The following is a 24592-nucleotide window of genomic DNA, read 5'->3' as shown; positions in this document are numbered from 1 at the left end:
AGAATTCCTCTCGAACTGGATACAAGCTGTCTCCCTGAAGGTTTCAGGGAGACAGCCTTGTGTTAAGGATAAGGTATTGATCAGACAATATAGGGTTTCAGGGCCTTAGGACCGGAAACTCTCTTGATCCTGCAGGCACAGATCTTAAATTCAGGCTCCTTGGATCCGGGATCATAGGCATCTTTAGTGACCTTATTAATCATCCGATCCGGATGCTGATCATGCCAGTAAGCAAAGACCATTCCCTCAATGGGGCCTTCATACACCTTGGCCGGCATGATATTGGTTCCACGCCTGGAGGTAATCTCCACCATATCTCCCGGTTTGATTCCCATGCGTTTGGCATCTGCAGGATTAACCTCAATATAGGAATAGGGGTTGGCACGCAGCAACTCTTTGACTCTCCCGGTCATACTCATGGTGTGCCAGTGGTCAATAATGCGCCCCGTGGAGAGATAGAAAGGATATTCCGCGTCTGGAATCTCTTCAGGATCGGCCTGTGGACGCTGCCACAACCAGAGTTTCTGATCCGGGTGGGCCGGGCCATAAAACTGATACGGCTTATCATCCTTACCATGGCTGTCAGCCATGGGGTCCATGCCACGGACAAATTTCTTCACAGTACCGCCAGTGAGGGCAAACGCCTCTGTCGGGGCTGGCCACTGCACTCCATCGTACATCTGCTCCAACACCTCATAGCTTGCACCACGCAGATCATTATCACGCCCCTTGGTAAGCTTCTGTGAATACTCATCCCAGATAGCTTTGGGAAGTTCATAACCTTCTTCAAGCCCCTCAAAGGGTTTTATACACTGGGCAATGACCGGGTCGTTCAGTTTCTCGGCGAGCTTCCTGCCCCACTCCCTGATAATCCAGACCTCAGGCTTGGCACCTTTTGGTGGATCTATGGCCTTGCGTGTGATCTGAGATCGTCGCTCAGTGCAGCCATATACTCCGGTTTTCTCAAAATGAAACGCAGTGGGCAGAATGAGGTTTGCTGCAAGCTCCGTGGTCAGAGTGGGAAAGATATCGGTACAAACCATAAAACAATCATCTTTAGCCATTCCCTCGTTATAGAGGTTACAGTTTGGCAGACTCTGTACCGGACTGGTACAATGTACCCACATTGCCTTTATTTTTTTCTCATTCACCGCGGTGAACATGGCCATGGTGTGATAACCGGGTTTGGGTGGTATGCGCCCCTTGGGAATACCCCAGGCCTCTTCTACCTGGTTGCGCAGTTTTTCTTTTGCCACCAGACGGTGTCCTGGCAGGATATGACAGAGTCCGCCACCTTCTCGAACACCACCGCAGGCATTTGGCTGGCCGGTAAGTGAAAGGCTGTCTGCTCCCTCTTTTAAGAGCTGACCTGTAAGAATATGGAGATTGTGTACCAGATTGTTTGCCCAAACCCCCTGTTTTCGCTGATTCAGCCCCATGGTCCAGAAACTTAATGTCCCCTTGGAAGTGGCAAACCTTCGTGCAACCTCACGAATCTGATCGGGAGTCACCTTCCCTCCCATGATCTTTGCAGCGTATTCAGGAGTATACTTCTCCAGAAACTGCTCATATTCCGCAAAGTCGATGGAAACGGCCTTCCCCTTTTTAATCGCTACGTAGTCCTTGAGAAAAGCTTCATCGTACAGCTTCTCTTTAACAATGACATGGGCCATGGCATTTAACAGGGCAAGATCGGTTCCCGGATGGAACTGCAGATGGATATCGGCAATACGGGAAGTAAGGGAAATACGGGGATCAGCGTTAATGACAGTAACGTCCGGGTTATCCAGTTTTCTTCTCATCACCCGCCGGAAAACAACGGGATGCGCCTCAGCCATATTGGATCCAATAATAAAGATACAATCCGCTTTTTCAATATCGGCATAGCCACCTATCGGCTCATCAGCACCAAAGGAGGTCAGATAACCACCAACGGCACTGGCCATACAGAGCCTTGGGTTACCTTCAACATTATTCGTCTGCAGCCCTCCGCGAAACATTTTCTGGAAGAAATACGTTTCTTCGGTAAGGGCCTGGCCTGATCCGTAGTAGGCCACGGAATCGTTTCCATGTTCCTTGACCGCAGTAGCAAATTTATCTGCGGCGATATCAAGTGCCTCATCCCAGGATATAGGTTTGAATTTGTCTTTTTTACTGGCTCGATAGAGAGGAGTTGTCAGTCGGTCGGCATGGTTCATCACCTTCCAAAAGTGCATCCCCTTCATACATACATAACCAAAATTAGTTCGTGACTCGGGTACTCCACGAAGGGCAACGGGGGTTCCATTCTTTACCCCCAGTTCAACCCTGCATCCCACACCACAAAGTCTGCATGATCCGCGGTGCCAGACAGTTTCACTGGCTGCATATACCAGTCCTTTTTCGTCAAAAGGCAGGGTCACTCCAACATAGGCCGCCGCACTCAGTGCTGCAGTTCGTTTCAGAAATTCACGTCTTGACTGTGTCATGGCTTCCTCCTATTTCGCATTGCGTTTAAAAGTATGGGCAGTATGACAAGACCAGCACTTCTTGTCTTGAGGACATTTTTTTATCTGGTCAACATGACAAACCATACAGTCAGAAGCCTCGGGCTCTATCTTCATATTTTCATAAGTTCCATGACATTGATAGCACTTGACCATACCGATACCATGCAATGAATCAAACCATTCATTGTAGATTTCGGGTGTGGCTTCCTTGTGACATTCAAAGCATGGCAGAAGCTTTTCCTGCTCCGTTATTTCAGGATGAGCTGACGTGGCCGAAACTCCAACACTACCGCTGTCACCTGCGCCAGCACAGACCCATGAAAGAAAAAAAACAGCTAACAACAGGTTAAAACCAAAAAGTTTTTTCATCTAAAACCTCCCCTTGTTGAAAAAATGAGATTCAAATCCCTCTTCCTGCGACCCTCCTTCTTCTCCTCAAAATCAAACAATATTCATCTATGCATCGATACTGACGACAGCACGTTGATTATTCCTTTTCCTGTACAACACCTGCCTGTTCTTTGTTCTTCGCCTTTCGTTCCTCCAGTATTCTTCTGGACTCTTCAAGGGAAATAACTTCAGATCCGAAGATATCCTCTTCGGCCTTTCGCTCTGCAATATCGTAAACTGACATCCCATAGGGATTTCTCTTACTGAGATCCTTGTAGTCATTATTGCGGTATGCATCGGGCATTCTGGGCAAATCAGAACTATCTGGCAGATCCGCAGCTATTGCCCCAGAACTGGACAGGACGAGACTTATCACTAATAGGAGTCTTTGTATCATAGTGTTTCCTTGCAAAAGGGAGTTCATTTATCCATATATTTTTGGGTAAGCAGATCCGACTGAATCATGATATAATTATCGCTGGTGATATCACTTTTTTGTACTTTTTCTGACTGCTGATTTTTCTTGTTCATCATCTCAATCATGTCGGTTATCGTTTCAATATTTTCTGAGGAGGTGAATTTTACAGTCGCCAGGACAACGAGGGTATTAAGCATCCCCTGCGATTTAACCGTCCTGTAAAGCTCCTCGGATATCAATCCGTCTTCACCATAATTCCAATAAATAGTTTTTCCATGGGCCTCAGCAGTTGGCTCTCCATAGAGCATCATAAGCTCGCTGATCGTTACTTTAAAATCGTTTTTGTTAGCTTTTTTATTTCGTTTGTAAACCGCTATCACGACATCTGACTGCGCATCAGCAATAACAAAGATATCTCCATCTTTGAATTTTACTGTTCCTGGATAGGCCTTGTAATCATTATTTTTTTTAGAAATTTCCAGCTGTTCTGGGGTCATTTTTTTGCCAATAACATAAGATCCGAGGCCAAGTTCAAGACCTGCAATCCTGTTTTGCAATTCAGTTTTAGACAGAGCCGAATAGTCAACTGTCTGACTGACTCCAATTCCACAGGTATAAAAAAACAGGGACAGTGTGAGAAAAAGAGTCTTGGTTTGCATTGTTGTTGAGAAGTTCATTTAGTTTTCCTTTAATAAATGTGGTAAATATTTACGGTTCAGGCTTGATGATTCACTGAAGTAATCAGCAAGCCAAAACTGTAATCATTGCAAAAAACACATTGGATGAATACAAAAACAGACGAATAAAACGCCCCGGAACCAGAAAGATTCCGGAGCGTAATACTAGCAGGAGAACAACCTGTTACTGCTTGTAACGTGCTTTTTCCTGAGCTTTGATGTCTTTCATTACATCTTCACCAAAGCCTTTCTGGTACCACTGGTGCTCGGGTTTAGCGAGAAGTTCGCCAACAATTTTCTTGTATTTTTCACCCATTCCTTTGGACTCGGCAAGATGCATAAGTTCTGGAATGAATTTGAAATAGAAGTTATGAGCAACATCATACATTCCGTGCCAATGGGTATAATCCGGTCCCTGCATGGCAGCACCGTGACGGGCACGACGCCCTTCATGATGCCAGAGTTCCCACCAATGCCATCCAAGCTCGGTATGAAAGGTTGATCCGTGGATCAGACCATCTTCCATTGCCATTCCGTACAATTTACCAGCAGGTTTTGCAAACTTCTCATTGTAGGTTACAACGAGAGCGTCAAACTGGGTGTAGAAGTTATCCACCTTCTGCTCACCATGACACTGCTTACAAACAGCTTTCATATTGTCGCGACGCTCACTCCAGGCAACAACCTTGGTGGCTTCTTTTTCCACGGGTACTTCCTTCCACTTATCGTCTACAAATTTGAATTCCTTGTACTTGATAAGCTGTCCAGGCTGAGGGGCAATATCACCAGGGATATCTTTCTGAGTACCGTCTTCAAATTCAACACGGTTCAGTTTAACAGATACCTTGGGACGAAGAGTCCAGGAAATACGGTCACCAACATTATGGGTGTTCGGTGCAACAGAACCATCTGACTTCATATAGGAGCCCATGTGACAAGTGGAGCAGGTAGGAGCTGTGTAATAGTCCTTACCAAGTACCCATTTACCGGATTTATGAATATTCATACCATTCATCCCCCTATCACGGGTGGCGGTAAAATAGGCAATACCATGCTTGGACTCGAGATAAATCTCAGCCTGTGGGTGATCAGGGCCAAGATGGCATTTTCCGCAGTTCTCAGGCTGACGAGCTGTGGAAGCCTTAAATGAGTGCTTACCATGACAGGCATTACAGGCACCTTTGGTTCCATCCGGATGGAGACGCCCAATACCAGAGTTGGGATAGGTCATGGGATCGAGCATAACAGCTTTGTGCTGATTCAAAAGTGGTTTACCATCAGCACCTTTCTGGATTTTAATAACAGAACCATGGCACTGCCAACAGCCATTTACCGCATCGGCCTTGTCTTCCATGGAACAGATAACCTCGCCTACGACGTTATCCAGGGAGGCCATAATCTGACCGGCAGAAGCGTGATGAGAAGGTGCCTGCTGTTTCACTTCATCGGCATGACAATACCCGCAGTCCTTGGGGGTTATAATGGTCTTTATTAATGCCCCTTCATGCATATAGCCCAACTCATCACCTTCATCAGCAGCATGGCAGTTGAAACAGGCAACTGAGCCATCCTGGGCCGCTGCATGGGGAGAGTTTTTCCACTGCATAACCAGTGAGTAGTTTTCTTTCTGATGGCAGTTGATACACTTGATGTTTGCCTCTTTAATCGCTTCGTCCTGAGTATTCGTGGATGCTTTAGTCGTTGCAAATGAAGGGCTAGCAATCATTAATCCAAGCGCTGCCATCGAAAGATATGTCTTCCAATATTGCATGTTTTCTTTCCTCCCATAGGAAAATTTATAATTTACCGGTTAGTGCCGGCTCTCACAAAAACGTGTCTTGTAAAACAACTTTATACCCCTCCAGCCCCCTCAAAAAGAAGATGGCTGAAGGGTAACCAGGGTTTCTTCTAAACCGCTTCAACGCCCTCATCATCCACCCAGAATGGCAGAACTTTGCCGATTATCCAGAGGATGACAACGGGAGCTATCATGATAATTATCGCTGGCAGAATACCCTCTTTCTCGAGCCACATTGGATGAAACGTAGTGGCACCGCGTTCACTTTTAGACATCAACTGTCCACCGACAACAACGTTCCAGCGCATAAGCAGTACCTGCAAAAGGATCATGATGGAAACGATGGGTGCAAAGAAGAGCAGTAATCCATCCTTAAAGCGGATCAGACTCATAAACATCAGCAGGAAGAAGGGGATCACAGAGAAGATTCCAACCTGAAAAACCCAGAAAGTGTTAAACAGTGGTCCTGAATACAGTGTTTCAAGGGTATGCCAGTGATGTGTTGCCATATAGAAATGCGAAAACAACTCAAGCATCTCAAAAACAAAATCAAGAATAAAGAATCCCCAGAGAAACTTGATAAGTGTCTGGACACAATCCATATCTATAGCTCTCCCGGAAATCTTCATCAGCAGGATATAAGTAAGAATAATCCCGGCAATACCGGATACACATGCAGATAGCAGAAAGATAAGGGGCATAAGTGGTGTTGCCCACAGAGGATTGGCCTTAATACCGCCAAAGATAAATCCAACATAGCCATGGAGGACACAGGCCATGGGGATACCGATGGCAGCTAGAAACGCGATAATCTTATGGTCAATTTTCAACGCCTTCTCAGATACATTGTCACTTCCAATGGCAAGGATTCCGTACAGCACCCTCATAAAGCCTGTGGCCTTCTCTCTCAAACCCACCACAACAGGCCTGAAAATAAAGATAATCTCAAGCAGGAGGACAATAAAATAGGCTGAGTAGATGTAACCAAAACCTGCCATTGCAGATGTTGGATTTGGAGTAAGCATCATCGACAGCGCGCGTTCCGGATGTCCAAGATGGTTGAGCAGAGGCCAGGTTGCACAGATAAGAAAAGCGAGTGCAAAAAGGAGTGAAAACCTGGCCACTGGTTTTAATGCCTTTATATGAAAGACATGATACAGGGAGGAGACGATAAAGGCACCGGCTACAAGCCCTGTAATATAAGGATACAGGACGATCATCAGGCTCCAGTGAACATGAAGATCATTGGGAAAAATAAAATTTGAAATTGCGGCGACAGTCTCGCCATGGGCTGCTACGCTCATTAGACCACCTCCCTTCTCAATCCAAGGTAATGAAGCGCTGGCTGGTTCCCCATACCCGGCTTAAGTACGGAAATCACGTGGGGTTCACGTAAAAGCTTATACACTTCGGACGTTTTATCATTCAGATCACCGAATTTACGCGCATGCACAGGACAGACATTGACACAGGCCGGTAACAACCCCTGACGCACCCGCGAATAGCACCAGGTACATTTTTCAGCGGTTTTGCTTATGGGATTCAGAAAACGCACCGAATAGGGACAGGCCTGAATACAGTAGCCGCAACCGACGCAGCGATTCTTGTCAACAAGTATAAAACCGTCTTCGGTCTTGTATGTCGCCCCCACAGGACATACCTGAACACAGGAGGGTTTCTCACACATATTGCAGAGTTTGGGGACAAAAAAGGTGTCCCGAACCGGATAAGGAATATCCGTTCTTTCTTCGGTGTAGCCATCAAGGCCACCATTGGGTGAGTCAACAAAGACCTCATCGTGGTCGTCAATAATGTACCTTTCAACCCAGGTACGGTAGTTGCCGTCGGGAACATTATACTCATTTTTGTCTGCAACACAGCAGGATCCACAACCGATACAGGCTGTAACATCCACTACAAAGGCAAATTTCTTCTCAGTGAAAGGTGAATCATCTCCCCTTATGCCTGAAATTTGTTCCGGTAAACGCTGGTCAAGTGCAGCTCCGGCAGGAATGACCATAAGCAGTGACCCGGCAATGGTACCACTGAGGACGTTCTTGATGAAGGCACGACGGTCTTTCTGTATTTCTTTTTGTATATCAATCATTACTTCTTCTCCTCCTTCATCTCCATACCCATCATTTCGTAGGCAGCCTTTATCCAGAGCAATGGATCATGAACCATATGACACTGATTACAGTTATGCTCCACGTTCACCTTCTTCTCTTCAAGATGCTGCGGCATGGCAACAACCTTGATGGATTCCTCAGGACGAGCCCGGATAATCTTATTATGGCAGCGAAGACAGAGTGTTTTTATCTCCATGCCTCTTGTAACCGGCATCTTTGCAACATATTTGTCGTCTTTTACATGATCCGCATAGGGGCCGTGGCAGAACTCGCAAGACACTGTTTTATGAACACCGGCTTTATGAATGAGTCTGATTGGACGATGGCACTCGTAGCACGACTCGTTGGTGTGGCTTCTTATTTCAACGTTACGCTGGTCCACCAGATCACTTCCCCGATAATGACCATACTGGCCCATGGTATCGGGAAGAAACATTCCCCTTACTAACAGTCCAAGAGCCACGGCACCAACAAGAATCACCGCTAATCTCAGGACATGCGCATAGTCACTTGATTTATACTTCTTCTCCACCTAGACCTCCCCTTAGGTTATTCATCTTTTGACTTTCTCCCCCTTGAAACGATATAAATGCAGACTCCTCTAAAGCCTATCACTTCAATTCATATAAAGTCAAAGCCATCATAATTAAAAACAACTAGCAAAAAGTGTACCTAAAATATTATCTCTGTAATTTCAAAAGATTACTACACATGCTTCCCTGAAGTGCTACTTCAAGGTAACACACCACCAATCCCATGATACCGTTTAGTAACAAACAATAAAAAGGAAAGAACTAAACTAAATAGTTAATTACTGAAGATATTCGACAGTTTCGACAAAAGATGTTACCTTTCGGTAGCGCAACATTTCACACAACACATACTTTCCCCAACTCCCTGTAGAGAATCATATGAAATCAATTATCAGTTTCAGAACCCTTTACCTGTGGATGGAATCTAAGTTTTCCCTGCGCGGTAAGTTCATAGTGGCCATTGGCACCATAATTTCTGTCTCCTATATGGTTTTTCTCTACAGAACTTCCCTGGTTGATAATGAACTGATTATTTTACAGGCTCAACAGCAGGCGCGTATGCTCTACAATCAGATTCTTATTACCAGGCAATGGGTTTCTGAACATAATGGACTCTTCGTTATCAGAAAGGATACCGTGAACAAGAATCCATACCTTGATCTGCCAAGCATCAGGGATCAGGAGGGGAATGAATATGTGATGCGAAATCCGGCAATGGTCACCAGGGAACTCTCCGAATATTCGCAGGATAAAGGTCTTGGCAGTTTCCGCGTTACCAGTCTGCATCCTGTTAATCCCGAAAACGGTCCAGATGAATTTGAAAAACTCTGTATGATAAACTTCGATCATGGTTTTTTAGAGTCTATCGCAATCAGGGACACTCCCCAGGGCCGTGTTGTACGCTATATGGCCCCTCTTGAGACCAAAGACTCATGTCTGGGATGCCATGCCCGCCATGGTTACAGCCAGGGCGACATACGAGGAGCCCTGTCAATCACCATCCCTATCGCCTGGGCCGATGAGAAAATACAGGCAAATAACAGGTCTCTTTTTATCATTGGATTTATCAGCTTTGTCCTGGTTTCCATAACCCTGTTAATTATGTTCAACACCCTCGTTGTCAGCAGACTTGACAGACTCTCCACCGCCATAAAATCCTTTCCGGAAACAGAACCAGACCAGCTGATGCTACCATTCGGTAACGATGAGATTGGCCACCTCAGTGATCATTTTTCAGAACTCTGTCAGCGTATTGTCCGCTACCAGAAAGAGATCGAAACTACCAGGCAACAGACTCTGTTCAACGAGAAAATGGCCTCCATGGGGATCCTCTCAGCAGGTATTGCCCACGAAGTCAATAATCCACTTGGGGGAATGCTTAATCTGGTCAAATCCATGCGGGAAAATCCAGAAGATTTTGAAATGCATGAACGGTACCTCCCCCTTCTCCACAAAGGACTGAAACAAATAGAGCACACCATGCGTCAACTCCTCAATTTTGGCAGGCAGGAGCCGTTACAATTACGTAAAATAAACGTGGCGACTCTGCTGGGTGAATGCCTCGAACTCCTTTCTTACAAATTAAAAGGCATTGTTATTCACCAGGAAAACAGTATTGAGCAGGAATGCTATGTCGACGCAGAGGCCTTGAAACAGATTTTTGTAAACCTTGGTCTCAATGCTATCCAGGCAATGCCTGACGGCGGCTCATTGCACATACGCTCCGAAATGATAGAGCAGCAGCTTCGATTCACATTTACGGACACAGGCACAGGGATTGCTGAAGATATTCTGACTCACATCTTTGATCCTTTTTTCACAACTAAAGATGTCGGGGTAGGAACAGGCCTTGGCCTGTCCGTCACCTATACTCTCGTTGGTAAAATGAAAGGAACGGTAGCCGTTACAAGTGAAGAAGGAACTGGAACCACCTTTACAGTCACCATCCCTGAATACCCCCAAAATACGATGGAGATATAATCAAAAATGGTACGAATACTTCTTGCTGAAGATGATGAAATAATGCGTATTTCTGTCTACGACAGATTAAAGCAATTTGACTGGGATGTTGATCAGGTTGAAAATGGCCTTGATGGCGTAAAAATGCTTGAGAAAAATGATTACCATCTGGTTATCTCAGATATTCGGATGCCTGGTATGGACGGGATACAATTACTCGAGAAAATCAAGACGCTCTCACCTGAAACTGACATCATTATTATGACAGCTTACGGATCTGTGAATGATGCGCTTGACTGTCTTCGCCAAGGTGCCTCGGATTATATACTCAAACCCTTCGATATGGATGATCTTATTATCCGCTGCAACCGGCTCCTGGATTTCCAGCGGGTTAAAAATCAGGTTGCTACACTTGAGGAGAACTGTCGTATCGTCGATCGTGGCCTTGTCGGCAAGGCACCTGCAATGCAGCAGGTATACTCCATTATCAGCCAGGCGGCCCCAACAAATACCACCATACTTATTACCGGGGAATCTGGAACAGGAAAAGAACTTGCGGCACGGGCAATCCACAAGGCCAGCCTGCGCAGAGACAAGCCATTTGTTTCCATTAACTGTGCAGCTATTCCCGAGGGGCTTATGGAATCTGAGATGTTTGGCCATGAGCGTGGCGCTTTTACCGGGGCGGACAGAAAACGGAAGGGGAAATTCGAACTTGCTGACAATGGAACATTATTGCTTGATGAACTTGGAGATCTCCCCGGCCCACTCCAGGCGAAATTATTACGGGTCTTACAGGAAGGTGCATTTGAACGTGTGGGAGGAAGCTCCACCATCAATGTCAATGTGCGAGTTCTCGCCTGCACCTCCAAGGATCTGCAAAAAGAAGTGGATGAAGGACGGTTTCGTCAGGATCTCCTGTTCAGGCTCAAGGTAATTCCCATCGTCATGCCACCACTTCGGGAACACAGGGAAGACATCCCGGAACTCTGCAATCATTTCCTTAAAGAGTTCAATTCTCCGTACAACACTCCTTTTTCCATATCTCAGGAAGCATTGAGCTGCCTGGAAACCTATTCATTTCCGGGTAATGCCAGAGAACTGCACAACCTCATGGAACGGGCTTCGGTTCTTTGCAGTGGCCCGGTAATCTATCCTGAAGATTTACCAACGGAACTCTGCGCGATAGAAAGTTGCAAAGAAACGGGATTCAACCTCGCTGAAAATATGGCCATTGCTGAAAAGGTGTGTTTGCGCAAAGCGCTGAATCATTGTGGGGGGAACAAAACCAAGACATCAGAACTTCTTGGAATCAGCAGGAAAAATCTGTGGGAAAAATTAAAAAACTATGACATTGATTAGGACAGATTGCTTACAGTGTGTATAATTTCTCATCATGATCAGGGGCAGGCTTTACCCCGGAGAGGGCTTTCTTTTTCATACCATCAAATGAAAACAGATCGTCACCATCAAGTTGACCTTCCATCTCCTTCTCAATCAGGTCCGGATCTTCCCCCTTTTCCATTCTGGAGATTGCCTCTTCCATGGTGTCACCTAAACTCATTCCGGTTTGCTCCGTGAACTTTCTCATCAGGGAGGCCATCTGCCGCGGATCTTCCTCATTCATCCCTTCCGCCTCCTGCATCAGAGAACCGAAGGCCTCCTCCATCCTCTTCTCATCCATACCTGCCATCATATCGTCACTTGCTTCTACTGCCCTGCCAATGGTAGCAAAGGTGGACATCTGACGACTGATTTCTAATTTCCCACAACGTGGGCAAGCGGGTTTAGAGGTGGTGTTGATCCGATTGGAAAGGAAGTTAAAGACTACATTACAGTTGTCACAATAGAATTCGTAGATAGGCATGTTCTGGGTGTCAGGGGGTAGGAGTGAGGAGTTAGGAGTTGGGAGTGAGGAGTAAGGCGTTAGGCGTTAAAAGCAATAGGTGGATTTCTACCCCTCACCCCTCACAACCAAGACAGCATCAACCTGTTCTTCTGTCACTTCATTGGTAATAATCACATCACCGATGGTTATCGGCAAAACATAAAAGACAGATCCACCTATACTTTTCTTATCGCTCTTCATATAGGATTTAATCAGTTCAGCATCCATTCCTTCAGGAATTTCTGTGGGCAGGCCAAAAGCATGAATCAGTGTTGCAACGCGCCCGGCTTCCTTTCGTTTGCAGAGTCCTGATGATACAGCAATACGAAGTGCAGCTACCATGCCGATGGCAACAGCATGACCATGAATCAAGGTAAAGTTCGAAGCCGCCTCAACAGCGTGCCCTATGGTATGACCAAAGTTCAGAATACGTCGCAGATCTGATTCCCGTTCGTCCTGTGCCACAACCTCTGCTTTAATCCTGCAACAGGTATGTATCATCTCCTGAATAATCGCAGGCTGCAAGCCAAGAATTGCATCCAGGTTTCTCTCCAGAAAGCAGTAAAATTCCAGGTCACGAATGACACCATACTTTATGACCTCCGCTATTCCACCAAGCAGTTCCTCCAGGGGAAGTGTGGTAAGGACGGCACTGTCTATGTAAACCGCTTTGGGTTGATAAAACGCCCCCACCAGATTTTTACCCTCGGGAATATCAACTCCTGTTTTGCCGCCAACTGAGCTGTCCACCTGGGACAGTAACGTGGTTGGAATCTGAACAAAAGGTATACCGCGCATATAGCTTGCAGCCAGGAATCCGGTAAGATCGCCGGTTACCCCACCACCAAGTGCAATGAGTCCTGATTTTCGATCCATTCCCATCTGAGCAAGCTTCGAGGAAAGATCGGCAAATACCTGAAGATTTTTTGAAGCCTCACCCCTTGGAAAGCTGATCAGTTCTGCAGCTACACCTGCATTCTTCAATGATGCCATAAGAGTAGCACCATACAGGCTGGCAACATAATCATCGGAGATAACCACAAAACGATCGGCGATGTTTCTTTTGGCAATATCCGCACCTACGGTTTCCAGTATTCCATCCTCAATAAAAATAGGATAACTGCGATCATCAAGGCCTACGGTTAAGTTATATTTAGACATAAGAGAAAAAAGAAAGGACAGGGATTATTCGTAATAAAAAAAAGGGAGACACCGCTCAAAAGCAGTATCTCCCTCGGAAGACTTATACAAGTCTGTAGGACAAATTACATGGATTCGCCAGAAGCGGCACCCTGCATTTTGACCTCGACTTTCTCGGTCAGGCTTGCATAGTACACTTTCAGGTGATCCAGAACTTCGTTACGACCAAAATGGTCTACGATCTCAGCGCCATCGGAGAGGGCCTTACGAAGTTTGGTACCGGAAAGGATAACGCGGGAAGATTTGTCATGAGGACAGGTACGAAGAGAAGCCATACCATCACACTCGGAACAGTAGAAGGTCCAGTCAATTTTCATTGGCTTGCAAAGGAGATCTTTTGCATCATCACCGGTGTGAGGAATACGCTCAAAGATTTCCTGAGCTTCGAACAGACCATAGAAGTCACCAACACCAGCGTGGTCACGACCGATCAGCATGTTGTTAACGCCGTAGTTCTGACGGAAGGTAGCATGAAGGAGACCTTCACGAGGACCGGCATAACGCATATCAAGAGGATAACCAGAGTTGATAACGTTCTCTTTTACAAAGTAGTTTTCAATGAGGATATCGATAGCTTTTACACGAACAGGTGCTGGAATGTCGCCTGGCTTGAGGTTACCGATGAGGGAGTGAATGAGAACACCATCACATACTTCAACTGCGATTTTTGCAAGGTACTCATGAGAACGATGCATTGGGTTACGAAGCTGAAGAGCAGCAACATTGGCCCATCCGCGCTCGTCGAACATTTTGCGGGTTTCGGCAGGGGTAAGATATACTCCTGGGTACTCTTTAGGATACTCACCCTGAGAAAGTACTTTAACAGGACCGGCAATGTTCACTTCTTTTTGAGCCATTACCATGATAACGCCTGGGTGATCATCTGGAGCGATTTTCCAGAAGTTTCCATCTACAGACTCTTCGCCTTCACCCATGAAAACTTTCTCACATTCCCATTTTTTATCAGCTTCGGTCATTTCAAAAGCTTCGGTTACATGCATGGTAGCAAAAACTTCACCTTTTCTGACAAGGGCAATCTCATCACCAACATTAACGCCATCGGCTTTATTTACATCAAGGGTAATGGGTACAGGCCAGAAGGTTCCGTCAGCCATGGTGAAATTCTCACAAACGCCTTTCCAGTCAGCCTTGGTCATGAAACCAGAAAGAGGAGAAAAACCTCCAATTCCCATCATAATCAGATCGCCTTTAGCGCGATCAGAAATTTCAATCTGCTTCAGACCTTTTGCTTTTGCAAGCTCAGCATCACGCTCTTTGCCCTCAAGAAGAGCACAAACAAGACCTTTTCCACCATGTGGTGCAACCAATTTTGAAGCCATAATGATTCCCTCTAAGTTAATTTTCAAAAATGTACCGAACCAATTTTTTTTGGAACAGCAATGAAATGAACAAGCATTCAGTTAAACGTATACATATATAAATCTGTGAGGAGAAAAGTCAAGAAAAAACATTGGCGATTCAGTGGTCCAAATCAAACCCTAAAAAAACGAAGGCGCAGAGCGTTGGATACCACAGACACAGAACTCAGTGCCATTGCTCCACCCGCAATCATAGGATTGAGGGCGGGCCCACCAAAGAGCGTGAGTAGTCCTGCTGCAACAGGAATACCTACAACATTATAACCAAAAGCCCAGAACAGATTTTGACGAATATTTCGCATCACGGCACGCGAGAGTGCTAGAGAGGTAATCACCCCATCGAGATTGCCCTTCATGATGACAATATCACCTGATTCAATAGCAATATCAATTCCGGTTCCCATCGCAATACCGACATCGGCACGAGCAAGTGCCGGTGCATCATTAATACCGTCTCCGACCATGGCAACCTTCAGCCCTTTTTTCTGAAGATCTTGTATGACGTCTGCCTTTTTATCTGGCAGCACCTGTGAGATCACCTCGGTCAACCCGGCCTGCCTGGCAATGGCATTCGCTGTTGCTTCCTGATCCCCGGTAAGCATGATCAATCGCAAACCCATTTCACGCATACGCCCAATCGCAGCTGGCACTTCAGTTTTCAGAGTATCAGCAACAGCGAAGATGGCCACAAAGCTGTTATCCACAGCGAGATAGAGGACGGTTTTTCCCTCGGCGGATAATTCATTTACTTTTGCTTCCAGCTGACTGACCCCGACACCTTTTTCTTTCAACAACTGTTTATTGCCAAGCAACACTGTTCTGCCATCCACCTGCCCCTGAATCCCCTTACCCTGCACTGCCTCAAATTCATGAGGCTGTATCAGGCTGATGTTTTCAGCAACCGCACCAGCCACAAGGGCCATAGCCAGGAGGTGTTCCGAATTCTGTTCACAGGATGCCGCAAGAAAAAGAAAATCTTTGGTGTCCATCTCATTCTCAACAGTCAGGATATCCGTAAGCTCTGGTTTTCCATGGGTCAGGGTACCTGTTTTATCAAAGACGACAGCATCTATTTTCTCTGCCATCTCGAGCGCCTCACCACTCTTTACCAGGACGCCAAGCTGTGCCCCTCTGCCCGTACCGACCATTATAGATGTGGGAGTTGCAAGGCCCATGGCACACGGACAGGCAATGACGAGGACGGCAATGAAGAATCGAAGTGACGTTGAGAAGTCAGCACTCCCTACAAAATACCAGCAAAGTCCGGTGAACACGGCAAAGACCATAACAACAGGAACAAAATAGAGACTGATGCGATCAGCCATTCCAGCTATTGGAGCCTTGGATCCCTGTGCTTCCTGGACCATCCGGACAATACGTGACAACATGGTATCCTGCCCCACCTGCTGAGCCCGAACATGCAACACACCATTGGAATTCAAAGTACCTCCAATAATCACATCCCCCTCAGTTTTAGAAACAGGAAGACTCTCTCCAGTAAGCATAGATTCATCAACAACACTATTCCCCTTAATAATAATACCATCAACCGGGATTCTGTCGCCTGGACGAATAAGAAGGATATCGTTTTCTTGTATTTCCTCTGCCGGGATTGTTTTCTGTTCAAATGCCTTCTCATCCCCAACCAGCACAGTTGCAGTCTCAGGAGTCAGTTGCATAAGCTTGCTGATAGCCTCGGAGGTATGAGACTTGGAACGGGTCTCCATATACTTGCCCAGAGATACCAGAGCTATCAAAACACCAGCAGATTCAAAATAGAGATCCATAACCTTCATCTGCACATGTATTCCCATTAGGATCTCAACCATGTTCCAGGTTGAGTAGACAAACGCAGCGCCGGTACCGACGGCAATAAGGGAGTCCATGTTGGGAACCCGCCTGAACAAAGCCGGAAAACCGTTTATATAAAAATTACGGCCAAGGAACATGATGGCAACAACAAGAACAAACTGAATCAGGGCAAAATTCTGCGGATGCGTATGAGGATTGAGAACTTCAGGCAAAGGCAGGCCCATCATCTCCCCCATGGAGATAGTAAAGAGAGGAATGGCAAGAAGCATCGAGAAGATCAGGTTCTTCTTCATAAGTGCAAGACGAGCAGCGGTCTCAGCTCTGTTTTGCTCAAAAAGATCTTGCTGAGCACTTATGGACTCAAGTTCAAAACCCATGCCTGCCACGCGCTCTGCAATTTCATCAAAACTCTGTTGTGTTTCATCCCATTGCAGCTCCATGGTTTCCGTTGCCAGGTTCACCGAAGCCCTCACAACACCATCCATCCCACCGACAACCTTTTCGATACGACTGGAACAGGCCGCGCAGTGCATTCCTTTCACTGCCAGTTTTAGATTTTTCATTATATGCTACGCCCCAACTTCAGCATTATCGCTTGAAATATCGATGAAAATGAATAAACTTCTACAATACAACAATAACTCAATGATGGAGAAAAACAATGACCACTGTATCAATAAAAGGAATGAGCTGTCCCCACTGTGTGGCATCTGTAACAAAGGCACTGCAAGCTATCCCGGGGATATCCAATATAGAGGTGAATCTAGAGAAAAACGAGGCTACTTATAGAGGAGATGTGAGTAAAGACGTTGTGAAAGAGGCGATTGCTGGAATTGGGTTTGAAGTAGTTGGATACCCTACCTGAGAAAAACTGTTCGTCAGATTTCAACTCAGCCATTAATTGTAACTTTTTTTTACAATCTGGGCTGACCTGTCTAGTTTATTAACACAACTCGACCTAAAAACTAACAGCTCTCCGATACAAAGAAAATGCACCTCCCCCCACTCCCAGTTGCTTCTACCAGTACTTCCAAGCATCAACAGGAGCGCTGGAACATTATTTGCTAGCAATTCATTGACTTTTAATACATCATTACAAAACAGAGACACAATACAGATTTCTGACAGACAGATAGAATTTTGGAGGAGCAGAATATGTCAAAAAAATCACTGCAATTTTCATGGTACCATCAACGGGTGCTCTATGTTGCCCTGGCAACCTTTGCTGCTTTTGCCACCACCATCATTCTACCATCGCAGCTCACTGCTGCCAGTTGTGATGACTACAATGCTGTCCCGCCGTTCCTGGGAGCTCAACTTGCGCCAAATGTCATGTTCATGCTTGACAACTCCGGGAGCATGAAAAATCCGCTTGGCCAAACAACTGGATACAACTGCAAGAATACTGACACTGCCTTTGACTCAGACTTCACATATTATGGAATGTTTGATTCAACGAAAACATACAGTTATGACGCAACAATTGCCGTAGATCCAAGTCCTTTTTCCGGTGCAGCAGGTATGCCCTATAATGTTGCGGTAGACACGACCTCCACTGGTGCTTTCAAAGAAGACTCCACCTGCACATTGGGACTTGGGAATAATTGCTGGAGTGGTAACTTTCTAAACTGGATTGTAACGCGACGCATAGATGCTGCGAGACAGGTTATGATTGGTGGAAAAGTCGAAAGTCGTGCCGGCTACAATTACTTCACAGATGACCCGACAGACCTTGAGTGGAAGATTGTAGGCAATAACGAAAGAAGTGATGGTTCTATTTGTAAATCCTATAGTTCAGCACAAAACTACTCACCTTTTCCAGCAACTTCAACATTCACAGTTTCAAGTCCTGCTGAAGATGGTACTACCCAAACACTTTACGACCCCTATGCCAAACTTTCCAACAAAATCCCAAATATTATTGTTGACGAAAACGGTACAGTCATTGGAGAAGCTGGAATTATAAGCAACCTTTCAGCCGATTCAGGTGCCGATAACTGGGAGACTGTAGCCCTAACAAAAACTGATTACGCCAATCCAGTTGTTCTAGCCAGACCTCTTTCGTACAATGGAAGCGACCCATCCGTTGTAAGAGTCGACAACGTGCTGACTGGATCATTCAAAATCCGGATTGAAGAATGGGAATATATCACCAATAAGGCCCATACCAATGAAGATATCTCCTATATCGTTCTGGAAGCAGGAAGCTACACTCTGGAAAATGGTCAGCGACTGGTTGCTGGAACAAAAACAGTTAATGATGCCTGGACTTCCGTGGCTGCACTCGGATATGCCTCCAAACCGGTAATTTTAAGCACTGTTAATACCAACAATGGAGGTGATACCACAACAACCCGTCTTAAAAATATTAATAACGATGGTTCCTTCGAAATACAACTGCAGGAGGAAGATGCAGGTGGAGGTCACACAAATGAAACGGTTGCTTACCTTGCCCTTGAGCAGGGAACGTACGATGTCGGGATCCTGAATTTTGAGGTTGGCACTGAAACAGATGTTAACCACACCTGGAAAGAAATTACTTTTGGGACAGAAAAGCAGGGACCAATCTTTCTCGCCGACATGCAGACAAGCAATGATACAGACCCGGCGAGTATTCGTTACCGCTCACTTGGCTCTGATTCTGTAGAGATTTTTATAGATGAGGAGTCCTCCGTTGATAATGACGTAACTCACAGCAATGAAGATGTTGGATATATTATCATCAATCCTCCACCTCCTACATCCTTCAATATAGCCCTGATTGTTGAAGAAGAACCCACCGGCCTCCTTCATGAACTCGAAGGTGATGTACGTCTAGGCATCAGCTTTTATCGTTACCAAAAAGACGACGATGGGGAAACAGATATTTACAACCAGGAATGGGCTCACGGCGGAACAATGAGTCTGGATATCCCGAACAATCCGTTCATTAAAGCCCCAGCCACTTATCGTACTATTGACACTCCCATTAAAGCCCCACTCGCTGATGTTGTAGACGCAATCGAACATTATCCTCTTGTTTGGGGGACAACGCCTCTTGCGGAAAATTACTACGAGGTCCTCAGATACTTCCAACAAGATACCCCATACTATGAAGACAAACCAACAATTGGGACCACCTACAATTACAAGGTGGATGACCCCGATGGGGCGACACATCTCTGGGATCCATATTATTTTGATGAATATGAGGAGACTATTCGCTGTGCCAAATCTTTTGTTTTAATTTTCACAGATGGCGAACCCTACAGAGATGATTACGTTCCTGATTTTTATGACTCCACAGGTAATGGTACAGCGGACACTGTTGACTATGACGATGACAGTAACACGGACGATTGTTCAGATAGTGGAGACACGGCAAATGGTTGCCAAGACATCTTAGACGACCTCGCCTATTGGGCCTACTGGGACAAAGACACTTCAGACTTCCGTGATCTGCGCGATGACACGGGAATGACAGGAAACCAACATATTGAAACCTATACTGTTGCTTTTGGAAAAGCGACAATCCCGCAGATTCTTCAGGATACCGCTGACAATGGTAATGGAGAAGCCTACGCTGCTGACGATGGGCACCAGCTCGAAACCGCACTTGCTGATGCCTTTTCGAACATCCTGACAAAAACTGCTGCAGGATCCTCGATCTCTGTACTTTCAGAACGAGCTACTGAAGGTTCCATTATTCATCAGGCCCTCTTTTTTCCTGAAAAATCATTTATCGATGACGGAACCACACGATCCCTTTTATGGACAGGCGCTCTCAATACTTACTGGTTCTTTAATTCCGGCACAGTATCAAACATCAGAGAAGATAATGCTGTTGGAACAGAATTTTATCTTGATACGCATGACGATCATGCTCTCGACTTCAGAATTGACGCTGAAGGCAGCCTGAACATTGATTACTACAGCCTTATCGACAGCCAAAATGATGACGATGGAAAGGCTGATGCATTACTGGGTTCCTACAACTCAATTGATGACGTTAGCAGAATATGGGAAGGTGGCTATCAGCTTCAAAAACGTGACGTTGCTACTCCCGACGAATGGGTAGCAGGAAGCAATGGTGGCCGTACGATTTATGGCATAAACGAATCTGGAACCATGAGCGAATTCCTTGCTGATAACTACACCCTCTTTAAAAAGAATATGCGCCTGGACGAGACACAGACAGATATCCCTGATTGTCTTGGTGTTGCGGCTGACGAAACCGACCCGCCAGATGCTGACAAACTTGAAGAGATTCGATCGATAAACCTCATGAGTTATATTCGCGGGGCCGCAGATGACTTCAGTGGCACAAGTGACAAAGTGACAAGTAGTGCCTGTCGTAACCGTGTTGTAAATGACGCTGGAGAAATCTGGAAACTTGGTGATATTATTTATTCAACCCCCCAGGTTGTCGACAACGAAAATTTCTCAATCGTTCTTGCTGCGGCAAACGATGGAATGCTCCATGCCTTTCATGCCGGCAAAATCAGAACAGATGGACTCACAACTGAACAGGCGGTTCGCCTCTGTGACAACAATTCTGATGCTTCTTGTCTTCAGGACGAAGTGGGTGAAGAACTTTGGGCCTTTATCCCGCAAAATGCCATGCCGTATCTGAAATATCTTACAGACCCTGCTTACAAACATATCTATACTACAGATATGGCACCTTACCGCATTAAGCACGGCACTAAAGATATTATAATCGGTGGAATGCGATTTGGTGGTGCTGCCGGATGTACCTACGAATCAAAAGACAGATGGTGTGGTGATCCTGACGATGGAACACAGGTGGTTGCTCCCGGAGCAGACCCATTAACACCCGAATCTGCCGTAGGTCTGTCTTCCTATTTCGCTCTTGACATCTCTGATCCGAGAAATCCCGTTTTTTTATGGGAATTCACTCACCCTAACCTTGGCTTAACCTACTCCGGACCTGCATACATAAAGCGAGGCGGCAACGCCTACGTCATGTTTACCAGTGGTCCCCTGAACTACAGGGCCGAAACCAATGGTGACCAAGGCAGTGTGGATGCCCAAAATTTAAATGTATTTATGCTGAAAGTTGACAGTGATTTCAACCTCGTTGATGTGGATAACGATGGTGATACTGATGCTGACGATATATTCAAATTCACCGGAGACAGTAAAAAGGACGGCTTCATCACTGACTCAGAATTGGGATCATATAACAGCGCCTTTGGTGGCCGCTTATTCACCAATGGCATTGATCAGGATCGTGACGGAAATACCGACATAGTCTTTTTTGGTGTCAATGATGCCAATGGTACAGCTGGAACCGTGATTGCCCTCGTCCCCAAAAACGCTGTTGATGGAGATGGTAATATTACCAGCTACGACCCAACGGACAAGGCTGATGTTACCGCGGGAACGGATGAAACACCAAACTGGTATTTTGATTCAGTTGTCGAATCGACCGATTATCCAGTTACTTCAAAAATCGTATATGGAGACTGCTTCAATTATCCAATGATCTACTTTGGTACCGGTCGTTGGTTTTACAAAGACGATTCTCCTGGCGTAAACCAGACAAAAACAGAAAAATTATACGGCATACTCATAAGAGATTGTCTGAATGATATTCTTGCAGGTAAAACATGTTCTCTTAACTACGCTCACAACAATAATGACATATGTCAGGAAGTAGGCAATCTTGATGACGAGAAAACGTTAGGCTGGGTTGTTGACGAACTGGAGCCAAAAGGTGATAGCTACGCAAAGGAACGGACAATTACTGATCCCACTTTTGCGAATGGTACTAACATAGTATTTTTTACTACCATGCAACCATCATCCAATCCTTGCGATTTTGGTGGTCGTTCAAGAATGTGGGCGCTCAACTGCATGTCTGGAGACAGTATCTGGGGAGGCTGTGATGGCTACACAACTGACTACAGAGATGGTTCTTTACTCCTCCAGCTCAGTGGTGGTAACATAGAAGGAGCAGGCTTAAATGAAGACGATTTCTCCGAGGAAGGCGGCAAGTCCACAAAGTGGTTTACCGGTATTCCTCCTGAATCACCCACTCCATTTATTCCTCCCAGCCCAAGTTTAACTGGAGAAATCATTTTATGGCTGGAAAAATAACCAACACAAAAGGGTTCACCTTGGTTGAAATCGTCGTTACGTTAGCTATAGGGGCGATTTTGATGGGAGCTGCCATGGTTGCTTATAAACAGATATCAACTGTGCATGTTATACAAACGGACCTTGATAAAATGATCACATTTCTTCAAGACAAACGTTTAAAAGCTTTTACCCAAAAGACTCCGATAATCATAACAGTTGCCACCAACCAGCTCACAAACGACCTGGATACTGATCTGGTTGACATGAACAATGATTTTACCGGCTCAGCAGGGACGTTTACTATAAACAGCAGAGGACTTTTCAATGTTGGAGGCTTTATCCGCCTGACGACCCCCATAACTGAGTATTCATGTATCAACATAGCTAACAGTAGTGTTCGGGAGGGAAAATGGAATGTCGCAACTTCATCCTGTGATGCGAAATAAAAAAGGCTTTACGTTACTTGAGGCACTAATTGCAATTGTCATTCTTGCGGTTATGATGCTTGGTAGTTTGAAGGCCCTTTCTGGCCTATACCAATTTTCAACAAACAACACCCTAAGAGACCATGCTGTCCGTCTGGCGGATGAGATATTGACGGACTACCGGAATATCCCGTACAATAATAGCCTCCTCGATTTGGGTACAAAAGCTCAGGTCAATTATCAGCGTCAGGTAAACAATGCTAACGTCACCTTTACAACGGAAGTAACCGTCACCCAGGCTGTATCTACTGTTGCAAAATCTGTCGGAGTTCAGGTAACTTGGAGCACAAAAGGAAAACAATACACTAATACAACTTCTACCATCGTGGCAAACAAGTGAAAAATAGAGGATTCACCCTTGTTGAACTTGTGATAGCAATGTTTATCATAACTATCATCCTGACATTATCATCCCAGACTTTCAGAAGCCTTATAATGGGAGCAAATTCGCAAAAAAACATTACTGAAACTGAACTTGGGAAAATTATCGGAACTGAAATGATTCGACTCGACCTTGAGCATGTTGGTTTTGGTATTGCCAGCAACGAGGCCAATCTTCCCATGGCTTGGGATGGTACAACTCTCACTCTGCGATCAACCATAAATAATGGTAATGCTGGAACCATTGGCTGGCTCCTTTTGAACTGTACCGTAGGTTCGGTGCCAACTGTTATCGTTGACCGGAGACAGGATACTACAGTCAACACGGCTGTCTTACTATCAAAAGACAAACAATTCGTTGCAAATCAAAGCATAGCCGCCCAAACAACGGCACAATGTCTCACGTGTCAGGACCTAAACACAAACCTCACTCCTGCTAATAACTATATAGCGTCAGCATATCCCTATGTTGCCACCGTAAGCGATGGCTGTTCTACGGCCACTGGGGGACAGTACTGCAATATCATCACCTATTCGATCAGTACAACAAACACATTGACAAAATGTGCCACCGGAACCCGGAACCTTTTACGACGAGTTGGTGGAGACGCACTGAATGGAACTGGCGGTGATCGGATTCTTGAATGTGTGGCCGATATACAGATACGCTTCGACTGGGATCTCAATAATGATGGCGATTTATTAGATGCTGGTGAGGTTAACCTAACGACTATCCCGGTAGGTTCTACCACCAGTGATATAATAAGTAGTATGAAGAATATAGATATGTATGTTCTGATGCAATCTGGCGCAATGGATCCGAACTACACTTTTAGCGGAGACCTGACCATGAACGGAGCCCTGCCTGCTGCTAACGCCGCCGATGGTTTTAATACAGCAGCAGTAACTAATTTCTCTCAATATAGATGGAAAGTTTTGAAAGTCAGCGCTAAACCAATGAGTTGGTAAT

At 45.5% G+C, this 24592-nt stretch carries 19 protein-coding genes; 7 read left to right on the top strand and 12 right to left on the bottom strand.

Features of this window, described 5'->3' with window-relative positions; all coding sequences use genetic code 11:
• Positions 1–80: 80 nt before the first annotated feature.
• From UWK_RS11405 to UWK_RS11370, 8 genes are all read right to left on the bottom strand, one after another.
• Positions 81–2468 carry a molybdopterin oxidoreductase family protein gene (locus UWK_RS11405; protein ID WP_015404524.1) on the bottom strand — a complete coding sequence of 796 codons (2388 nt, stop codon included), beginning with the start codon at positions 2466–2468 and terminating at the stop codon, positions 81–83.
• A 9-nt stretch (positions 2469–2477) separates the two neighbouring features.
• Entirely contained in the window at positions 2478–2858 is a 381-nt protein-coding gene (locus tag UWK_RS11400; RefSeq protein WP_015404523.1) for a cytochrome c3 family protein, read from the bottom strand.
• Between the two features lie 118 nt (positions 2859–2976).
• Positions 2977–3276 (bottom strand): hypothetical protein, encoded by a 300-nt coding sequence (locus UWK_RS11395; protein ID WP_015404522.1) that lies wholly within the window; start codon positions 3274–3276, stop codon positions 2977–2979.
• Positions 3277–3299: 23 nt separating this feature from the next.
• Complete coding sequence (locus UWK_RS11390) at positions 3300–3974, bottom strand: hypothetical protein (protein WP_015404521.1); 675 nt, start codon at positions 3972–3974, stop codon at positions 3300–3302.
• Positions 3975–4158: 184 nt separating this feature from the next.
• The gene (locus tag UWK_RS11385; protein WP_015404520.1) at positions 4159–5745 is read right to left on the bottom strand and encodes a multiheme c-type cytochrome; all 1587 of its coding nucleotides are present in this window, start codon (positions 5743–5745) and stop codon (positions 4159–4161) included.
• A gap of 137 nt (positions 5746–5882) precedes the next feature.
• Positions 5883–7076, bottom strand: coding sequence for an NrfD/PsrC family molybdoenzyme membrane anchor subunit (gene nrfD / locus UWK_RS11380; RefSeq protein ID WP_015404519.1), 1194 nt, complete (start codon positions 7074–7076; stop codon positions 5883–5885).
• A complete protein-coding gene (locus tag UWK_RS11375; protein ID WP_015404518.1) occupies positions 7076–7879 on the bottom strand; it encodes a 4Fe-4S dicluster domain-containing protein in 804 nt (267 codons plus the stop codon). The genes nrfD and UWK_RS11375 overlap by 1 nt, the downstream gene beginning before the upstream one ends.
• On the bottom strand, positions 7879–8433 hold the full coding sequence (locus tag UWK_RS11370; RefSeq protein WP_015404517.1) for a cytochrome c3 family protein: 555 nt from the start codon (positions 8431–8433) through the stop codon (positions 7879–7881). Before UWK_RS11370 ends, UWK_RS11375 begins: the two co-directional genes overlap by 1 nt.
• Before the next feature lie 379 nt (positions 8434–8812).
• Here UWK_RS11370 and UWK_RS11365 point away from each other — a divergent pair, with 379 nt between their 5' ends.
• On the top strand, positions 8813–10414 hold the full coding sequence (locus UWK_RS11365) for an ATP-binding protein (RefSeq protein WP_015404516.1): 1602 nt from the start codon (positions 8813–8815) through the stop codon (positions 10412–10414).
• A 6-nt stretch (positions 10415–10420) separates the two neighbouring features.
• On the top strand, positions 10421–11755 hold the full coding sequence (locus tag UWK_RS11360) for a sigma-54-dependent transcriptional regulator (protein ID WP_015404515.1): 1335 nt from the start codon (positions 10421–10423) through the stop codon (positions 11753–11755).
• Positions 11756–11765: 10 nt separating this feature from the next.
• Here UWK_RS11360 and UWK_RS11355 read toward each other — a convergent pair whose 3' ends face one another.
• The 4 genes from UWK_RS11355 to UWK_RS11340 form a co-directional block, all read right to left on the bottom strand.
• Complete coding sequence (locus UWK_RS11355) at positions 11766–12260, bottom strand: FmdB family zinc ribbon protein (RefSeq protein WP_015404514.1); 495 nt, start codon at positions 12258–12260, stop codon at positions 11766–11768.
• Between the two features lie 87 nt (positions 12261–12347).
• Positions 12348–13442, bottom strand: coding sequence for a 3-dehydroquinate synthase (gene aroB, locus UWK_RS11350; protein WP_015404513.1), 1095 nt, complete (start codon positions 13440–13442; stop codon positions 12348–12350).
• Between the two features lie 104 nt (positions 13443–13546).
• On the bottom strand, positions 13547–14821 hold the full coding sequence (sat, locus tag UWK_RS11345) for a sulfate adenylyltransferase (RefSeq protein ID WP_015404512.1): 1275 nt from the start codon (positions 14819–14821) through the stop codon (positions 13547–13549).
• Positions 14822–14973: 152 nt separating this feature from the next.
• On the bottom strand, positions 14974–17235 hold the full coding sequence (locus UWK_RS11340; protein WP_015404511.1) for a heavy metal translocating P-type ATPase: 2262 nt from the start codon (positions 17233–17235) through the stop codon (positions 14974–14976).
• A gap of 98 nt (positions 17236–17333) precedes the next feature.
• Between UWK_RS11340 and UWK_RS11335 the strand changes: the two genes are divergently transcribed.
• From UWK_RS11335 to UWK_RS11315, 5 genes are all read left to right on the top strand, one after another.
• A complete protein-coding gene (locus UWK_RS11335; RefSeq protein WP_015404510.1) occupies positions 17334–17537 on the top strand; it encodes a heavy-metal-associated domain-containing protein in 204 nt (67 codons plus the stop codon).
• A 290-nt stretch (positions 17538–17827) separates the two neighbouring features.
• A complete protein-coding gene (locus tag UWK_RS11330; RefSeq protein WP_015404509.1) occupies positions 17828–22774 on the top strand; it encodes a pilus assembly protein in 4947 nt (1648 codons plus the stop codon).
• Positions 22759–23202, top strand: coding sequence for a pilus assembly FimT family protein (locus tag UWK_RS11325; protein ID WP_015404508.1), 444 nt, complete (start codon positions 22759–22761; stop codon positions 23200–23202). Before UWK_RS11330 ends, UWK_RS11325 begins: the two co-directional genes overlap by 16 nt.
• Positions 23171–23581: a type IV pilus modification PilV family protein gene (locus UWK_RS11320; protein ID WP_015404507.1), complete on the top strand. Its 411-nt coding sequence runs from the start codon at positions 23171–23173 to the stop codon at positions 23579–23581. Before UWK_RS11325 ends, UWK_RS11320 begins: the two co-directional genes overlap by 32 nt.
• Complete coding sequence (locus UWK_RS11315) at positions 23578–24591, top strand: PulJ/GspJ family protein (RefSeq protein ID WP_015404506.1); 1014 nt, start codon at positions 23578–23580, stop codon at positions 24589–24591. Before UWK_RS11320 ends, UWK_RS11315 begins: the two co-directional genes overlap by 4 nt.
• Position 24592 lies beyond the last annotated feature (1 nt).

The organism is Desulfocapsa sulfexigens DSM 10523 (genome assembly GCF_000341395.1).
GTDB lineage: Bacteria > Desulfobacterota > Desulfobulbia > Desulfobulbales > Desulfocapsaceae > Desulfocapsa > Desulfocapsa sulfexigens.
The sequence above is the reverse complement of the archived record's forward strand: the minus strand, read 5'-3'. Positions and strand labels throughout refer to the sequence as shown.